This window comes from Streptosporangium vulgare, assembly GCF_042428775.1.
Classification (GTDB): domain Bacteria; phylum Actinomycetota; class Actinomycetes; order Streptosporangiales; family Streptosporangiaceae; genus Streptosporangium; species Streptosporangium vulgare.
This window is the reverse complement of the sequence record NZ_JBHMBS010000004.1, coordinates 540,262-555,978: the sequence shown is the minus strand read 5'-3', so window position 1 is coordinate 555,978 and position 15,717 is coordinate 540,262. Positions and strand designations below refer to the sequence as shown.

16 protein-coding genes are annotated in these 15,717 nt (G+C 73.1%); 4 read left to right on the top strand and 12 right to left on the bottom strand.

Annotated features, from left to right (window positions below; genetic code table 11):
* Positions 1-26: 26 nt before the first annotated feature.
* Positions 27-1,013, bottom strand: a complete 987-nt coding sequence (locus ACFFRH_RS11835) for an ArsR/SmtB family transcription factor (protein ID WP_386156163.1) — start codon at positions 1,011-1,013, stop codon at positions 27-29.
* A gap of 66 nt (positions 1,014-1,079) precedes the next feature.
* On the opposite strand from ACFFRH_RS11835, the gene ACFFRH_RS11830 reads away from it, so the two are divergent.
* Positions 1,080-2,435, top strand: a complete 1,356-nt coding sequence (locus ACFFRH_RS11830; RefSeq protein ID WP_344747030.1) for an MFS transporter — start codon at positions 1,080-1,082, stop codon at positions 2,433-2,435.
* Positions 2,436-2,514: 79 nt separating this feature from the next.
* Here ACFFRH_RS11830 and ACFFRH_RS11825 read toward each other — a convergent pair whose 3' ends face one another.
* The 11 genes from ACFFRH_RS11825 to ACFFRH_RS11775 all read right to left on the bottom strand — a co-directional run bounded on the left by ACFFRH_RS11825 (position 2,515) and on the right by ACFFRH_RS11775 (position 12,222).
* Positions 2,515-3,066: a DUF1707 SHOCT-like domain-containing protein gene (locus tag ACFFRH_RS11825; RefSeq protein ID WP_344747029.1), complete on the bottom strand. Its 552-nt coding sequence runs from the start codon at positions 3,064-3,066 to the stop codon at positions 2,515-2,517.
* A 35-nt stretch (positions 3,067-3,101) separates the two neighbouring features.
* Positions 3,102-3,905 (bottom strand): ABC transporter permease, encoded by an 804-nt coding sequence (locus ACFFRH_RS11820; RefSeq protein ID WP_344747028.1) that lies wholly within the window; start codon positions 3,903-3,905, stop codon positions 3,102-3,104.
* Positions 3,902-4,879 (bottom strand): ATP-binding cassette domain-containing protein, encoded by a 978-nt coding sequence (locus ACFFRH_RS11815; RefSeq protein WP_344747026.1) that lies wholly within the window; start codon positions 4,877-4,879, stop codon positions 3,902-3,904. Before ACFFRH_RS11815 ends, ACFFRH_RS11820 begins: the two co-directional genes overlap by 4 nt.
* A 118-nt stretch (positions 4,880-4,997) precedes the next feature.
* Positions 4,998-5,546, bottom strand: a complete 549-nt coding sequence (locus ACFFRH_RS11810) for an EXLDI protein (RefSeq protein WP_344747025.1) — start codon at positions 5,544-5,546, stop codon at positions 4,998-5,000.
* 152 nt (positions 5,547-5,698) lie between these two features.
* Positions 5,699-6,340, bottom strand: coding sequence for an MBL fold metallo-hydrolase (locus ACFFRH_RS11805; RefSeq protein ID WP_344747024.1), 642 nt, complete (start codon positions 6,338-6,340; stop codon positions 5,699-5,701).
* Positions 6,341-6,455: 115 nt separating this feature from the next.
* Positions 6,456-6,908 carry a hypothetical protein gene (locus tag ACFFRH_RS11800; protein ID WP_344747023.1) on the bottom strand — a complete coding sequence of 151 codons (453 nt, stop codon included), beginning with the start codon at positions 6,906-6,908 and terminating at the stop codon, positions 6,456-6,458.
* A 347-nt stretch (positions 6,909-7,255) separates the two neighbouring features.
* Positions 7,256-8,245: a LacI family DNA-binding transcriptional regulator gene (locus ACFFRH_RS11795; protein ID WP_386156159.1), complete on the bottom strand. Its 990-nt coding sequence runs from the start codon at positions 8,243-8,245 to the stop codon at positions 7,256-7,258.
* Positions 8,246-8,321: 76 nt separating this feature from the next.
* On the bottom strand, positions 8,322-9,128 hold the full coding sequence (locus ACFFRH_RS11790; protein ID WP_344747520.1) for an IclR family transcriptional regulator: 807 nt from the start codon (positions 9,126-9,128) through the stop codon (positions 8,322-8,324).
* A complete protein-coding gene (gene pcaC, locus ACFFRH_RS11785; RefSeq protein WP_344747519.1) occupies positions 9,112-9,540 on the bottom strand; it encodes a 4-carboxymuconolactone decarboxylase in 429 nt (142 codons plus the stop codon). The genes ACFFRH_RS11790 and pcaC overlap by 17 nt, the downstream gene beginning before the upstream one ends.
* A 61-nt stretch (positions 9,541-9,601) precedes the next feature.
* Positions 9,602-11,002 (bottom strand): 3-carboxy-cis,cis-muconate cycloisomerase, encoded by a 1,401-nt coding sequence (gene pcaB, locus ACFFRH_RS11780; protein WP_344747518.1) that lies wholly within the window; start codon positions 11,000-11,002, stop codon positions 9,602-9,604.
* Positions 11,003-11,040: 38 nt separating this feature from the next.
* Entirely contained in the window at positions 11,041-12,222 is a 1,182-nt protein-coding gene (locus ACFFRH_RS11775; RefSeq protein ID WP_344747517.1) for a thiolase family protein, read from the bottom strand.
* Positions 12,223-12,465: 243 nt separating this feature from the next.
* On the opposite strand from ACFFRH_RS11775, the gene ACFFRH_RS11770 reads away from it, so the two are divergent.
* The 3 genes from ACFFRH_RS11770 to ACFFRH_RS11760 all read left to right on the top strand — a co-directional run bounded on the left by ACFFRH_RS11770 (position 12,466) and on the right by ACFFRH_RS11760 (position 15,516).
* Positions 12,466-12,684, top strand: coding sequence for a hypothetical protein (locus ACFFRH_RS11770; RefSeq protein WP_344747516.1), 219 nt, complete (start codon positions 12,466-12,468; stop codon positions 12,682-12,684).
* A gap of 19 nt (positions 12,685-12,703) precedes the next feature.
* Positions 12,704-14,164: a benzaldehyde dehydrogenase gene (locus ACFFRH_RS11765; RefSeq protein WP_386156156.1), complete on the top strand. Its 1,461-nt coding sequence runs from the start codon at positions 12,704-12,706 to the stop codon at positions 14,162-14,164.
* Positions 14,165-14,316: 152 nt separating this feature from the next.
* The gene (locus tag ACFFRH_RS11760) at positions 14,317-15,516 is read left to right on the top strand and encodes a CynX/NimT family MFS transporter (protein ID WP_386156154.1); all 1,200 of its coding nucleotides are present in this window, start codon (positions 14,317-14,319) and stop codon (positions 15,514-15,516) included.
* The last annotated feature ends 201 nt before the right edge of the window (positions 15,517-15,717 follow it).

Genomic DNA, 15,717 nt, shown 5'->3' with positions numbered 1-15,717 from the left:
CGGGCAGTCTGTTTCCTGACGGTTCCTCAGGGCCGGAGTCCCGAGGGGCTGACCAGGGAGTCGCCCAGCGCGGTGCGGTGGTACAGGACGCCCCGGCCGGTGCGGCTCCCGGTGACCAGGCCGGCCTTGCGCAGGGCGGCGATGTGGCCGCCCACGGTGCCCAGGCTCAGCTCCAGCAGGGGTACGAGCTGGGTGGTGGTCGCGGGGGTCGCCAGCTCCAGCAGGAGGCGGCTCCTGGTCCTGCCGATCAGCCCGGCCAGGCCGTCCGGCGTCTCGGGCGGGATGCCGGTGCCCCGGGCCGGATAACTGATCGCGTACGGCCAGTCGGTCTCCAGGTAGGAGCCGATCCCGGTGGGGAACACGGTCGGCACGAAGAGCAGCCCGCGTCCGTCGAGCCGGTAGGTCTCGTCCGCGTCCCTGGAGAGCACCTCGATGACACCGTCGGGACGCCAGCGGACCCGGGGGTTGAGGTCGTCGAGCGCCGCCGCCCAGCCGTAGGTGGCCAGGCGGCCCGCCCGCTGGACCACGTCCCGCTCCAGGATCGCGTGGAAGCGCGGCCACGCGGGAGAGACGATCTCCTGCCAGACCGCGGTCAGCGCCTCGGCGAACAGCCGTACGACGTCCGGTGAGAAGAGCACGTCCCTGACGGGATCCGGGAGGCGCGGCATCCCCTCCAGGTTCCTGGTGATCTCGGCGTGCGCCCGCGCCACCGGGGTGGCGCGCACCACCGCGAGTTCCGCCTCGACCGGGGTGTTCACCCCGGTCGGCGGCGGCGCGGGGAAGTCGGCGTTGTAGTCGCGCTCGCGGAACAGCGCCACCATGGGCCCCAGCCCGGGGTGCGCGAGCAGCAGTCTCCCGTACGGCTCCCGCATCCTTCCGGCCCACGCCCGCCACTCCCCGGCCTCCCGCCGGCCGGAGAGGATCCAGAGCGCGTGCTTGGTCACGATGAGCGGGGAGATGGCGAACCTGCTGGCCATGATGTCCTGCGGGGTGACCTCGATGCGGAAGACCATGAAACGACCTTTCGGATATATCCGAAAGCTTAGCCAGCCGTCCGGACACCTCCCAGCATCGTCTCCATGACCACACAAGAACGCGGCGCGACCTACACGGAGGTCTTCGCGAGCCGGGAGTTCCGTGTCCTGTTCGGCAGCTTCACCCTCCTGGTGGCGGGGGACCAGGTCAAGATGCTGGCCCTGTCGGCGCTGGTCTACGCGCGGACCGGCTCGCCGGGGTTGTCGGCGGCGACGTACATGGTGGGTTTCCTTCCGTACATCGTCGGCGGGACGTTCCTGCTCTCGCTGGCCGACCGGATCCGGCCGCGTGCGCTGATGGTCGCCGGTGAGCTGCTGCGGGTGGTGACCTGCCTGCTCCTGGCCTTCGCCGGGCTGCCCGTCTGGGCGACGCTGGTCCTGGTCCTGGTCACCGGATTGTTCTCGCCGGTCTTCGGGGCGGCGCGCAGCGCCCTCCTGCCCGACCTGCTGCCGGGCGACGCGTTCGTCCTGGCCAGGTCCGTGCTGAACGTGACGTCCGCCGGGGCCCAGATCGGCGGCCTGGCGGCGGGCGGCGCCATCCTCGCCCTCGCGGGACCCGCGGGGGCGCTCGCCGTCACCGCCGCCCTGTCCGCCCTGGCGGCCGCGGTGCTGCGCTACGGCCTGCCCGACTTCCCCGCCAGGAACGCGGGGGACTCGGGGCGCGCGGGGAGCGCGAGGGACGAGGGCTCCCCCGGCGCCGGTACGGAGGACACCGGTCTTCCCACCACCGTTCTCACCGACACCGGCCTCACCGGCGGCGGTGATTCCGCTGCCGGGAAGGCGGGGAACGCGAGCGTCGCGGACCCGAAGGGGGACGGTGCCGTACGGGAGACGCTGCGGGTCAACCGGGCCCTGCTGGCGGACCCCCGGGTGCGTGGCCTGCTGCTCGCGCAGTGGCTGCCGGTCTCGCTCGTGGTGGGTGCCGAGGCGATGATGGTCCCCTACCTGGGAAACGCCGCCGGGCTCGCGCTCGCCGCCGCCTCCGTCGGCCTGGCGGCCGGGAGCTTCGTCGTCGGCCGGTTCGTCTCGCCCGCGGGCAGGGAACGGCTGGCGTTTCCCCTCGCGGTCGTGTCGGGCGTCCCCCTGTTCGCCTTCGCCGTCCAGCCGGGGCTCGCCGGGGCCGCGCTGATCGTGATGCTCTCCGCGGCGGCGTCGACCGCCTGCCAGCTGGGGTTGCAGCGGTGGTTCGTGGACGCGGTGCCCGAAGCGGTCAGGGGGCAGGCGTTCGGCCTGGCCTCGGCGGGAATGATGACCGGCCAGGCCCTGGGCGGCGCCCTGGTCGGCGTCGCCGCCGAGGTGACCTCCCCGCACATGGCGGTCGTCGTCACGGGAGCCGCGACCGTCATCTCCTCCCTCGCCCTGCACCGGTCCCTGAGAGCGGGCGGACAGCGCCCCGCGTGACGACGTCCGCCGGCTCGCCTACGGTTCCGTCGGCGAGCCGGATCCGCGAACCCGGCGCTCTCGGGCTCCCGCCGGGGGCCTAACGGCGGGTGCCGAGCCATCCGCGTGAGGGACGGACGCGCAGGCGGCCGTACTCGAGTTCTCCGGTGATCCGAACGTGAATACCGCCCGGACGCGGGCGGCCGGGCGCCCCGCAGGTCACGCTGCCCCACCCGATGCGGACGCCGTCGGTGTTCGCGGTCGCGCCGGGCGGGAGGACGATCGTGGCGGAGCCGTACGCGAGCCGTAACTCGATGTCGATCTCCGGATACCGGACGAGGGCTCGGGACAGGTCGAGCCGCACCCTGCCGTACTCGGACTCGACGCGCAGCAGGCGCGGGACCCGCCAGTCGCCCGACCGTTTGACACGTCCGGCCGTGGGGGTCAGCCGGACCACGTCGTCCGGGGCGTCCAGGTCGTCGGGCAGGTCGGCGACCGCCGGCAGCAGGTCGCCGTGGGAGGTCGCCGTGAGCGCGCGTTCGAGCCGTTCCTCCATCTCGCCGGGGCCGAGGCGGCCGTCGGCGAACGCCTGCTGGAGCCGGTGCACGACCCTGTCGCGCTCTCTGCCGGAGACGCGTGTCCGCGGTTCCATCCGATCCGTCACCTGCCCTGTCTCGTCGAGGCGGATCACTGGCTGACCGCCTTCTTGTACAGCCGGATGGAGAGGGGTACGAAGACGACCAGGAGGAGTACCGACCAGAGCAACGTCGCCGGCACCGCGTGCTGGAGTGGCCAGGCGCCGGGCGTCGGCATGGCCGCGTTGGTGTTGCCGAAGAGTTCGCGGGTGGCCTGGACGACCGTGGAGACGGGGTTCCACTCGGCGACTACCCGCAGCGGTCCGGGCAGGCGGGTGCTGTCGACGAAGGCGTTGGACAGGAAGACCAGCGGCATCGACACGATGGTGGCGATGTTGTTGAACACCTCGGGCTTGCGCAGGGCGAGCGCGACCGTCGCGGTCACCCACGAGAACGCGTACGCGAACAGCAGGAGCAGCAGGAAGCCCAGCACGGCCCGGTAGGGCTCCGAGTGGACGCGCCAGCCGACGGCCAGCCCGACGAGGGTCATCGCGATGACGCTGCTCGCGTTCATGAGGACGTCGCTGGAGGTCTGTCCGGTCAGCACCGCCGACGGGGCCATGGGCAGCGTGCGGAACCGGTCGAAGATGCCCTTCTGCAGGTCCAGGGTGAGCGTGTAGCCGGTGATCTGCGCGCTCGTCACGATCGTCTGGACGAAGATTCCCGGGATCATGTACTCCTGGTACGACATGCCCGGCAGCTGCATCATGCTGCCGAAGACGTACGCGAACAGCAGCACGAACACGATCGGGAGGATGATCACGCCGCCCAGCAGGTCGGGCGCGCGCCTGATCTTGAGGACGTTGCGCTTGGTGATCGTCATGCCGTCGGCGATCGCCAGTTGGAGGGCGTTCATCGGGTGTGCTCCTTCGTCTTCGTCGTGGCCGGTTCGCCGGTCGAGTGTCCGGTGAGGGTGAGGAACACCTCGTCCAGCGTCGGCCGCCGCAGCCCGGCGTCGCGTACGGCGACGCGTTCGGCGGCCAGGTGGCCCAGGGCCGTGGTGAGCGAGGCCGTGCCGTCGCCGACCGGGATCGTGAGCCGGAGCGTGGCGTCGTCGGTCCGCGGGTCCCCCACGGCCAGGGGGGCGAGCACGCGCCGCGCGGTGTGCAGGTCGGCCGCGCTCGTCATGGTCAGCTCGACGCGGTCACCGCCGACCTGGTCCTTGAGCTCGTCGGCGGTGCCGAGCGCGATCACCCGGCCGTGGTCGACCACCGCGATCGTCCTGGCCAGCCGGTCGGCCTCCTCCAGGTACTGCGTGGTGAGCAGCACGGTGGTGCCGTCGGCGACGAGTTCGGAGATGACGTCCCACAGGCCCGTGCGGGCCCGGGGGTCGAGGCCGGTGGTGGGCTCGTCGAGGAACAGCACCGGCGGGGCGGCGACGAGCGCCCCGGCCAGGTCGAGGCGGCGTCGCATGCCGCCCGAGTAGCCCTGTACGGGGCGGTCGGCCGCCTCGCCCAGGTCGAAGCGTTCCAGCAGCTCGCGGGCCCGCTGCCTGCTGCGTTTGACGCCGAGGTGGTAGAGGCGGCCGACCATCTCCAGGTTCTCGGCGCCGGTGAGGTGGTCGTCGACGGCGGCGTACTGACCGGAGGCGCCGATGTGGGCGCGCAGCCGGTGCGCGTCGGCGACGACGTCGAACCCGGCGACCGTGGCGCGTCCGGCGTCCGGTTTCAACAGGGTGGTCAGGATCCGCACGGACGTGGTCTTTCCCGCGCCGTTGGGGCCGAGCAGGCCGAACACGGTGCCCTCGGGGACGGACAGGTCCATCCCGTCGAGGGCGACGACGTCGCCGTACTTCTTGACCAGCCCTTCGGCCGTTATCGCGGGGGGCATGTGGTCCTCTCCTTCGGTCGTTCGTACCGGTGAGATGAGGGGGGATGAGGGGGATGAGGGCGTGACGGGGTAGCGGGCGGTCGCGTGGCGACCGTCCGGTTGCGGTGAGCGGATGGGGCTAGATGTCGAGGTCCTCCACGGCGGGACGCTCGGCCATGTCGGCGATCAGGTCGTAGAACTCGTCGGGGATCCTGCCGCGCAGCTCCTGGAAGGTGTTCAGGACCTCGAGCGTGGCCTCGCCCTGGACGAAGCCCCAGCTGGAGTCGGTCAGGCCGAGATAGCTCCGCCACGCGCCGCGCGAGAGGAGACCCTCCAGCCAGTTGTCGGACCCCGAGGTCAGGCTGTCGGTCCAGTCGGGCGAGCGGTCCACGTGCAGGACGTACTTGTCCTTACGGGAGCGGTACACCCGGAACATCTCCACCCGGCTGCCCGTCGTGCGTCCCCACTCGCCGAGCAGCACCCCGGAGAAGCGCTGCTTGCGGCCCGTGCCACCCTGGCCGACCTGCACGATGATCTCGTCGTAGCCCTCCTGGCGGCCTTCCTCCATCTCCACGTAGCGCCGCAGCGCCACGCTGATCGCCGTCGACAGCTTGCCTCCGGCGAGCTCCTGCGCCCGCTGGAACAGGGGCAGGTCGTCGTCCGAGACGTAGATCGTTTTGTTGGGCATCGTTTCATCCTCATCCCGTATACGTATAAGGCTACGTATAGAACGGGGAGGGCGGCAAGGCCCTCCCCGGATTTCGCGTTATGTCGTGACTTAACGGTGATGAGCGCCGCCGGGCAGCACGTCGGCGAGGGCTCGGCCGCCGGGTCCGGGGATCAGAGTTCGACACTCTCGCCGGGCTTGAGCCGCCGGATGTCGGCGCCGAGCTTCTCGGCCTCACCGGCGAGCACGCCCTCCAGCACCTTGACGCCCCACTCGTTGATCAGACCGTCGTGGATCGCGTACGCGCGCCGGGGCGCCATCGTCCGCAGGTAGGCGATCATGTCGGGGACCGTCATCCAGGGAGCCTGGCCGGGCACCAGCAGCGTCGGCACGTCGACGACGGTCAGCGCGTCGCCCGGGTGGAGGACCTCCCCGTCGACGACGAATCCCACATTGTCCACCGGCGGTACGTCGGGGTGGCTGAAATGGTGTTTCTCTCCCACGACGGTCACCTCGAATCCGGCGATCGGCAGCACGTCCCCCGCCCGCACGACCCGTACGCGCTCGCCGAGCCCGGTCAGGTGCCGGGCCACGCCGGGGCAGGTATGGACGACGAGACGCGGGTCCTCGGCGACGGCCGCGCGCAGACGCTCGGGTTCGAAGTGGTCGAAGTGCTCGTGCGTGACGAGTACGGCCTCGGCGCCGGTGACGGCGTCGGCCTCCGGGGTCATCGCGCCGGGATCGATGACGAGGCTCCGCCCGTTCTTCTCCAGCCGCACACACGCATGTCCGAATTTAGTGAGTTTTATCGTCATGCGCCCCATGCTGCTCGCCCGATGGCGTCTCCCCGTTCGGATCTGCCGCAGGCGAACGCCGTCCCCCGATCGGCGGTCGTACGCGGAAGGGAAGCCACGGCCGATCAGGGCCGGGTCAGAGCCGGGTCAGGCGGTCGTACACGGTCGCGGCCGTCAGGCCGTAGGCGAGATGCGGGACGATGTCGGACACCCACGACGACGCGCTCCAGTCGCGCGGGTCGGTCAGGCGCAGCGCGGTGAGAGGGGTGACGCTCGCGGCCATCGCCATCGCCGACAGCCCCAGTGCGGCCACCGGCGGGGGAAGGCGCCGGTCCCCGGCGAGCAGGCCGTAGAGCCCGCCGACCGCCAGGCCGGTCGCGTACCCGAGCAGCGCGCCCAAGCCCTCGCGCCTGCTGTCGGCGGTCTCCCCGGAACCGAGATCGGCACCGGCACGCTCGGCCAGCTCGCCCGCGGCCCGGGCCGGTAGCACGCTCGCCGGTCGGCCGCGTACGGTCATGTCCAGGTAGCCGGCGATGTTCAGCGCGGTGGTGCCCGCCGCGCCCGCGAGGATCCCTGCCGTCAGGCTCACGGCCGCCTCCCCGCCGGGAGCGGGCGTACCGGACCGCGGGCGCGTCCCGGTCCCGCGATGCTCCGCGCCCGTGGGCGCCGCCCCTGGACGGCCGTCTTCCACCCCTGTGACATGCGTTCTCCCCCGAGTCGGCAGTGAGGTCGGTATGCCCGCCGTCGTCACGGCCAATCCCGCACCCGAGTCGCTGGTCTCGACCGCGTCGCCGCCCGGCCGCCCCGCCGGGCCCTCGGCCCCGCGGCCAACGCCCGGCTGTGGGCCGAGGCCGGACGCCTCACCGGCGTCGCCCTGCCCGCCCACGTCGCCTGACCGCTACCGGATCTCCGGGCGGATCCGTACGAAGGAGCCGGTCACGGCGGGAGCTCTCCCGAGCCGCGGGGGATGAGCCGGGTCGGCAGCTCGATTCGTTCGGGAGGGCCGTGGTCGCCGGAGAGGCGGCGGAAGAGCAGTTCGGCGGCGGTGCCGCCGAGCCGGACCGGGTCCTGGGCCACCACGGTCACGCCGGGGTCCAGCAGGTCCGCCAGCTCGAAGTCGTCGAAGCCCACCAGGGCGGGCCGGTGTCCCGTGCGCAGCGCGGCCACGGTGATCCGGCCGTTGCCGGTGAACACCGCCGTGGGCGGGTCGTCGCCGGAGAGCATCCGGACCAGGGCGGGACCGGCCTGCCGGGCCGGGCCGGTCGCGACCAGGGAGGCGTCGAAGGGCAGGCCCGCCTCCCCGAGGGCGCGACGGTAGCCGCGCAGGCGCTCGCCGGAGGTGAAGATGGGCGCGCTGTCGCCGACGAAGGCGACGCGGCGGTGACCGTGCCTGATCAGGTGGGCCACCCCCGCCCGCGCGCCCCCGGCGTTGTCGCAGAGCACCGTGTCGGTGTCCAGCCCGCCCGGCCGGTCGGCGAAGACGGCGGCGACGCCCGCGCCGAGCTCGGGCCGCAGGTAGTCGTGGTCGGTCCCGGCGGGCACGATGATCAGACCGTCGACCCCCCGGGAGCAGAAGGCGAGCGCCAGTTCCCGCTCGCGCCGGGGATCCTCCCCCGAGGAACCGCTGACCAGCAGCGAGCCGTGCCGGAGCGCCACGTCCTCGACCGCGCGGCTGAACCCCGAGTAGAAGGGGTCGGCGAGGTCCTCGATGACCAGGCCGATGCTCGCGGTCCTGCCCCGGCGCAGGACGCGGGCGCTCTCGTTGCGCCGGTAGCCGAGCCGCTCGATGGCGGACGCGACCCGCTCGGCGGTGGCGGGATTCACCCCCGGCTCGCCGTTGACGACCCGGGACACGGTCTTCAACGCCACTCCGGCCACCGCCGCGACGTCCTTCATGGTGGGACGTCCCCGCGAACTCTCTGTCACGGCCCCGATCATCGCCCAGGTTCGGCGCGGTGACAACGTTGTCATCCAGGTGATGTGCCAGGGGACGAGGCCGGGGTCAGCGGGGGGACAGGGTGCTGCTCCTGACGCCCGAGGCGTGCAGGTCGGCCTCCACCCGCGCGGCGGTGGCGAGCAGCGGCGGGAGCAGGTGGCGGCGGGCGGACTCCGAGGTCGTACGGCTCGCGTGGGAGGAGATGTTGATCGCGGCGGTCACCCGCCCCGAACGTTCCCTGACCGGGACGGCGATCGAGCGCAGGCCCTCCTCCAGCTCCTGGTCGACCATCGCCCAGCCCTGGGCGCGGACCCTGTCGAGCTCGGCTCCGAGGGCGTCGGGAGAGGTGATCGTCTTGGGGGTGAACCTGTGGAGCTCGACGTGCCCGAGGTAGGCGTCGAGGTCGCCGGGCGGCAGCCAGGCGAGCAGCACCCTGCCCATCGAGGTGCAGTGGGCCGGGAAACGGGTGCCGATGTTGATGGTCACCCGCATGATCCTGCTGGTCGCCACCCGGGCCACGTAGACGACGTCCTCGCCGTCGAGCACCGCCACCGACGCCGACTCGTGCACCTCGGCGACGAGGCGTTCGAGGTGCGGCTCGGCGACCTCGGGCAGCGAGAGGCTGGACAGGTAGGCGTACCCGAGGTCCAGGATGCGGGGGGAGAGCGCGAACAGCCGCCCGTCGGTCCTGACGTAGCCGAGGTCGACGAGCGTGAGCAGGAACCGCCGGGCCGCGGCCCGGGTCAGGCCGGTCGCGCGGGCCACCTCGCTGAGTGTCAGCTCGGGGCTCGTCGCGCTGAACGCCTTGATCACCGAGAGCCCGCGTGCCAGCGACTGCACGTGGTCCGAGCCACGGTCAACCGGTTCGACCATCCCCGCCCTCCTCGTTCCGGTCGAACTCTAGCGCCGCCCGTGCCACCGCGAACGCCCGGTTCGCGGCGGGTACGCCCGCGTAGATCGCGGTCTGCAGCAGCACTTCCTTGATCTCCTCCTCGGTCAGGCCGACGCGGAGCGCCGCCCGCACGTGCATGGCCAGCTCGTGCTCGTGCCCGAGCGCGGCGAGCATGGCAAGCGTGACGCAGCTGCGGGTCCGCCGGTCCAGGCCGGGACGGGTCCAGATCTCACCCCACGCGTACGTGGTGATGAACTCCTGGAAGTCCGCGGTGAACGGGGTGGTGCCCGCGACGGCGCGGTCCACGTGCTCGTCGCCGAGTACGGCCCGGCGCGTCGCGTCCCCGGCGGCCCACCCGGTCGTGCCGTCCGTCTCCCCGGTCTTCCCGCTCACGTGTCCGCTCTCCCGTTCATGTGTCCGCTCTCCCGTTCGTTCGTGCCGGTGTCCCGTTCGCTCATCCGCCGGCTCCCGTGAGGTTGTCGTGGGCGGCGAGCGCCCGGTCGACGAAGGTGGCGGCCGAGCCGAGGGCGCCCGCCGGGTCGAGGGCCGCGTCGATCTCCGCGGCGGTCAGGGAGACGGCGGGGTCGGCGAGCAGGACCTCGCGCAGCTCCGCGCCCTCCTCGGTGGCGCGGGCGCAGGCGGCGTCCACCAGCCGCCGGGCCTCCGGGGTGCCGCCGAGACGCACGACGACCTGCTCGGCCATGAGCAGCCCGCGGGTCGCCCCGAGGTTGGCGCGCATCCTGGCGGGGTCCACGGTGAGGCCCTCCAGCACCTCGCGGAGCCAGGAGGCCGCGCTGCCGGTGAGCCGGAGCAGCTCGCCCAGCGTCTCCCATTCGGCCTGCCAGGGGCCCGTCGCGCGCTCGTGTTCCTGGACCATGCCGTCCAGGACCGAGGCGACCAGCCCGGGGACGCGCTGGACGCAGGCGAGCACGGACATCGAGCCCACCGGGTTGCGCTTGTGCGGCATCGCGCTGGAGGTGCCCCGGCCGGGACCGGTGGGCTCGGCGACCTCCGCCACCTCGGTCTGGGCGAGCAGCTTCACGTCGTTCGCCACCTTGCCGAGCGTCCCGGCGGCGGTGCCGAGCGCGCAGGCGAGCCGGGCCACCGGGGTCCGGTCGGTGTGCCAGGGGAGGACCGGCTCGGCGAGCCCCAGCCGGGCCGCCAGGAGCGGCGGCACCTCGTGGCCCCGCTCGCCGAGGACCGACAGGGTGCCCGCCGCCCCGCCGTACTGGACCGGAAGCGGCACCTCCGCCAGCCCGGTCCGCGAGCGGTCCAGCGCGCTCAGCCAGCCCGCCGCCTTCAGCCCGAACGTGATGGGCACGGCGTGCTGCAGGACGGTGCGCCCGGCCATGACGGTGCCGCGATGCCCGGACGCCAGCCGCGCGCAGGCGTCCGCGCAGGCGGACAGGTCGGTCAGGATCGGGGTCAGCGCACGGCGGGAGACCAGCGCGGCGGCGGTGTCGTTGATGTCCTGGCTGGTGGCGCCGTAGTGGACGAACCGCCGCAGGCCGGGTTCGATCCGCTCCCGCAGGGCGGCGACCAGGGGGATGACGGGGTTGCCGGTCCGCGCGGCCCGCTCGCCCAGCTCGGCGATGTCGTAGAGGCCGGGGCGGCAGGCCCCCGCCAGCGCGGCGGGCACCTCGGCGGGGACCAGGCCGATCGCGGCCTGCGCGCCGGCCAGCGCGGCCTCGACGTCCAGCATGGCGGCCAGCCACGCGACGTCCGACACCTCCGCCGCGGCCCCGCCCCTGGCGAACATCCCGGAGAACAGGCCGGGGCGCGGGCCGTCGTTCGTGGGGGAGGGGCCGTTCGAGGGAGAGGGTTCGTTCGTGGGAGAGGGAGAGGGAGAGGTCATGTCCACCTCCGGGTGGTTCGGGCGCCGGTCATGGCCGCTCAGGAACCGATTCCCTCAAGGACGACGGCGAGTCCCTGGCCCACGCCGATACAGATGGCGGCGAGGCCGTACCCGCCGCCCCGGAGGTGCAGCTCGTGGGCGAGGGTGCCGAGGATACGCGCCCCCGAGGAGCCGAGGGGGTGGCCCAGCGCGATGGCGCCGCCGTTGACGTTGACGATCTCGGGGTCGAGGTCGGGCCACTCGGCGAGGCAGGCCAGCGACTGGGCGGCGAACGCCTCGTTGAGCTCGACCACGCTCAGGTCGGACCAGCCGACGCCCGCCCGCTTGAGGGCCGTACGGGCCGCGTCGACCGGCCCGATGCCGAACAGGTGCGGCTCGACGCCGATCACCGCGCGGGAGACGATCCTGGCCAGCGGGGCCCGGCCGGACCGGGCGGCCCCCGCCTCGTCGCCGACGAGCAGCGCGGCGGCGCCGTCGTTGAGGGGGGAGGCGTTTCCCGCGGTGACGGTGCCGCCGGAGCGGAAGACCGGCTTCAGGCCGGCCAGGGACTCCTCGGTCGAGTCGGCCCTGACGGACTCGTCGTGGCCGAGGGCGTCGAGCGGGACCACCTCGCGGCCGAAGACGCCGCGCTCCCAGGCCGCCGCCGCGCGCCGGTGGCTGCGCAGCGCGAACCGGTCCTGGGCCTCGCGGCCGATGTCGTAGCGGTCGGCGAGGATCTCGGCGCCCTCGCCCAGGGCGACCGTCCACTCGGCGGGCATTCGGGGATTGACCATGCGCCAGCCGAGGGCGGTGTCGTGCAGGGTCCGCTCCCCGCGGTCGAAGCCGCGTGCCGGTTTGGGCATCACCCACGGCGCGCGGCTCATCGACTCGGAGCCTCCGGCGATCACCAGGGACGCGTCGCCCACGGCCACCGCGCGGGAGGCGGCGATCGCCGCCTCCAGGCCGGAGCCGCACAGCCGGTTGAGGGTCGTGCCGGGCACCGTCACCGGCAGTCCGGCCAGGAGCACGGCCATCCGCGCGACGTCCCGGTTGTCCTCGCCCGCCCCGTTGGCCGCGCCGAAGAACACGTCCTCGACGGCGGCGGGGTCGAGGGCGGGGGCGCGGCCGACCAGCGCGCGGACGACGTGCGCGGCCAGGTCGTCGGGGCGGACGCCCGACAGCGCCCCGCCGTAGCGGCCGATGGGCGTGCGGACCGCGTCGAGGATGTAGACGTCGTTCACGATCGGAAGCTCCTGTCCGCCCGGTGCCTGGGTGTTCGGGTGTCACGGTCGCCGGAACGCGTGTTCGTTATACGAACGAGTGTTCTCTCAATGAACATACTGATTCGCCGTCCGGGTGGTCAACTCGGCGGGGCGCGCTTCCTTGACACGCTTGACGTCGGCGGCGTAATTTCCGCGATATGCCTCGTTCGTCCGGAGAATCATTGTTCGCATAACGAACGCCTCTTCCCATCGGGAGGTCCTGTGCGCCGTCCCCCAGCCGTCCTGGCCGGCCTCCTGACCGGCCTCCTGGCCGGCTCCCGGGTCGACTTCCTGGCCGGCTTCCTCATCGGCGGCGGGCGCGTTCTCCCCGCCGGACGTGTGAGGCTCGGCCGGGCAGCCCGCCGGGGACGGCCAGGGTGCCGGGACAGGGGCGGCGCCGCGAGCATCTCCGGCACCGTCGGCAAGCGGTTGTGCAGTTGAAAATGACGAAGGAGACGCTATGCCGCTTATGGAGGCGAAGACGTGGGCCGGGCAGGTTTTCGGGGACGGCTGGGTCACCTCGCATGCGGGTGACGCGCCCGTGATCGAGCCCGCCACCGGCGCGGAACTCGGCCGGGTCGGCGTGGCCGGGGCCGAGGACGTGGCGGCGGCGGCCGTGCGCGCCGTACGGGCGCAGCGGGAGTGGGCGGCGACCTCGTTCGAGGAGCGGGCGGCCGTGCTGCGGCGGGCCGGGCGGCTGTTCGAGGAGTACGCGGAGGAGATCCAGGACTGGCTGGTCCGCGAGGCCGGGTCGATCCGTCCCAAGGCGGGCGTGGAGACGCACGTCGCCGCCCAGGAGTGCCACGAGGCCGCCGCGCTGGCGTCCCAGCCGCTGGGGGAGATCCTGCCGACCGTCAAGCAGCGGCTCAGCCTGGCCCGCCGCGTACCCGCCGGGGTGGTCGGGGTGATCTCCCCGTTCAACTTCCCGCTGATCCTCGCCATCCGCTCGGTCGCCCCCGCGCTCGCCCTGGGGAACGCGGTGATCCTCAAGCCCGACCCGCGCACCGCCGTCTCCGGAGGCGTCGTCATCGCCCGCGTCTTCGAGGAGGCGGGACTGCCGGCCGGGCTGCTCCACGTGCTCCCGGGCGGGGTGGCGGCGGGGCAGGCGCTGGTCGGCGATCCGCTGGTACGGGTGATCTCCTTCACCGGCTCGACCTCGGCGGGGCGCGCGGTCGGGGAGGCGTGCGGGCGGCTGCTCAAGCGGGCGCACCTGGAACTCGGCGGCAACAGCGCGCTGATCGTCCTGGACGACGCCGACCTGGACCTCGCGGTCTCGGCGGGTGCCTGGGGCTCCTTCCTGCACCAGGGGCAGATCTGCATGACCACCGGACGCCACCTGGTGCACTCCTCGATCGCGGAGGAGTACGTGGCGCGGCTCGCGGAGAAGGCCGACCACCTGCCGGTCGGCGACCCGGCGGGCGGGCAGGTCGCGCTCGGCCCGCTCATCGACGCCGGTCAGCGGGACAAGGTCCACGGCCTGGTCACCGCGAGCGTCGACGCCGGGGCGCGGCTCGCCGCGGGCGGCACCTACGAGGGGCTCTTCTACCGGCCCACGGTCCTGGCCGACCTGCCCGCGCACTCTCCCGCGTACGTCCAGGAGGTGTTCGGCCCGGTCGCGCCCGTCGTGCCGTTCTCCACGATCGAGGAGGCCGCCGCGCTGGCGTCCGACAGCGAGTACGGCCTGTCGCTGGGCATCCTGACGCGCGACGCGATGCGCGGCCTGGCGCTGGCCGACCTCGTTCCCACCGGGATCGTGCACGTCAACGACCAGACGGTGGACGACGAGGCGGTGGCCCCGTTCGGCGGGGTCGGCGCGTCGGGCACCGGCTCGCGCTTCGGCGGGGGACGGGCCAACATCGAGGCCTTCACCGAGACCCGCTGGGTGACGATGCAGGGGAACATCGCGGCGTACCCCTTCTGACGAACTGACGGACCGGTTCCAACGGGGTATGCCCGGTGGACCACCGGGGGAGCGGGAGATTGTGGGTAACCTCCCCCGGCGGTGCGCTGTGAGGTATATGGGAGAGTTGGGCGGTGTCCGAGCCAGGGGGAAGTGTGTCGCGGGTGTCGCCGGTGTCGCGGGTGTTGCTCATCGCGGGGTTCGTGCTCGCGGCGCTCAACCTGCGGCCCGCGCTGGCCGGCGTCTCCCCGGTGCTGGACGAGATCATGGACGATCTCGGGCTGAGCGCCGCCGGGGGAGGGGCGATCACCACGGTCATGGTGGTCTGCCTGGGCGTCCTCGGCCCGCTCGCCCCCCTGCTCGCCCGCCGCTTCGGCCTGGACCGCACGCTCATGGCCGGGCTGCTGATCCTGGCGGCCGGAGTGGCGCTGCGCAGCACGGGAAGCGTCCCCGCGCTCTACGTGGGCGCGGCCGTCGCCGGCACGGCCATCGCCGTGATGAACGTCGCGATGCCCGGCGTGGTCAAGCAGCACTTCCCCACGCGGGTCGGGCCGTTCACCGCGATCTACGTCTCCTGCCTGGTGCTGGGCGCCGCGGTGGCGTCCGGCTCGGTGGTCCCGATCGAGCGGGCCACCGGGCTCGGCTGGCGCGAGGTGACGGCGATGACCGCGATCCCGGCACTGGCCGCCGCGGCGCTCTGGCTGCCCCAGGCGCTGCGTCGCCCCGCCCGCCCGAAGGTCGCGCCCAGGTCGTTCGCCGTGCTGCTCCGCAGCCGGGTGACCTGGTACGTCACCGTCTACATGGGCCTGCAGTCGCTCACCTTCTACATCATGCTGGCCTGGATACCGACGATCTTCAAAGACGCCGGGCTCCCCGCCGACCAGGCCGGATACATGCTCAGCCTCACCAACCTCGCCCAGATGGCGGCCACACTGACCGTCCCGGTGCTCGCGGGACGGGCCCGGTCGCAGGTGCCGTACGTCACCGCCGCGACCGTCCTCACGATCGCCGGATACCTCGGCGTGCTGATCGCCCCCGCCGCCCTGCCGTGGCTCTGGATGATCCTCCTCGGGGTGGGGCAGGGTGCCTCGATCGCGCTCGCCCTGCTCATCATCACGCTCCGCGCGCCCGACCCGGTATCGGTCACCGCGCTTTCGGCCGTCGCCCAGTCCGTCGGCTACACGCTGGCCGCGCTCGGACCGCTCCTGATCGGCGTCCTCTACCAGCTCTCGGGCGGCTGGACGCTTCCACTGCTGGCCGGGCTCGGCGCGTGCGGCCTGCAGCTGGCGGCCGGGTTCCTGGCCGGGCGATCGGTCGCGCCGTCCGGCGCCGACGAGCCCCGCCCGTCCGAGGACTCGCCCTCCCTGGCCTGACCCGCGCCGGATGTTCGCCTTCCCCGGCCCGACCTGCCGAGGGAATCCCTCTTCCCTGGCCTGATCCGTGCCGGGGATCCGCCTCGCCCGGCCTGAATCGCGCCGGGGATTCACCCTTCCCGGCCTGACTCGTATGCGGTAAACGCGCTGGTCAGCGGGGTTATGTGGCCTCTTGTGGCTTTCCTGGCGGGCGCGTAGCGT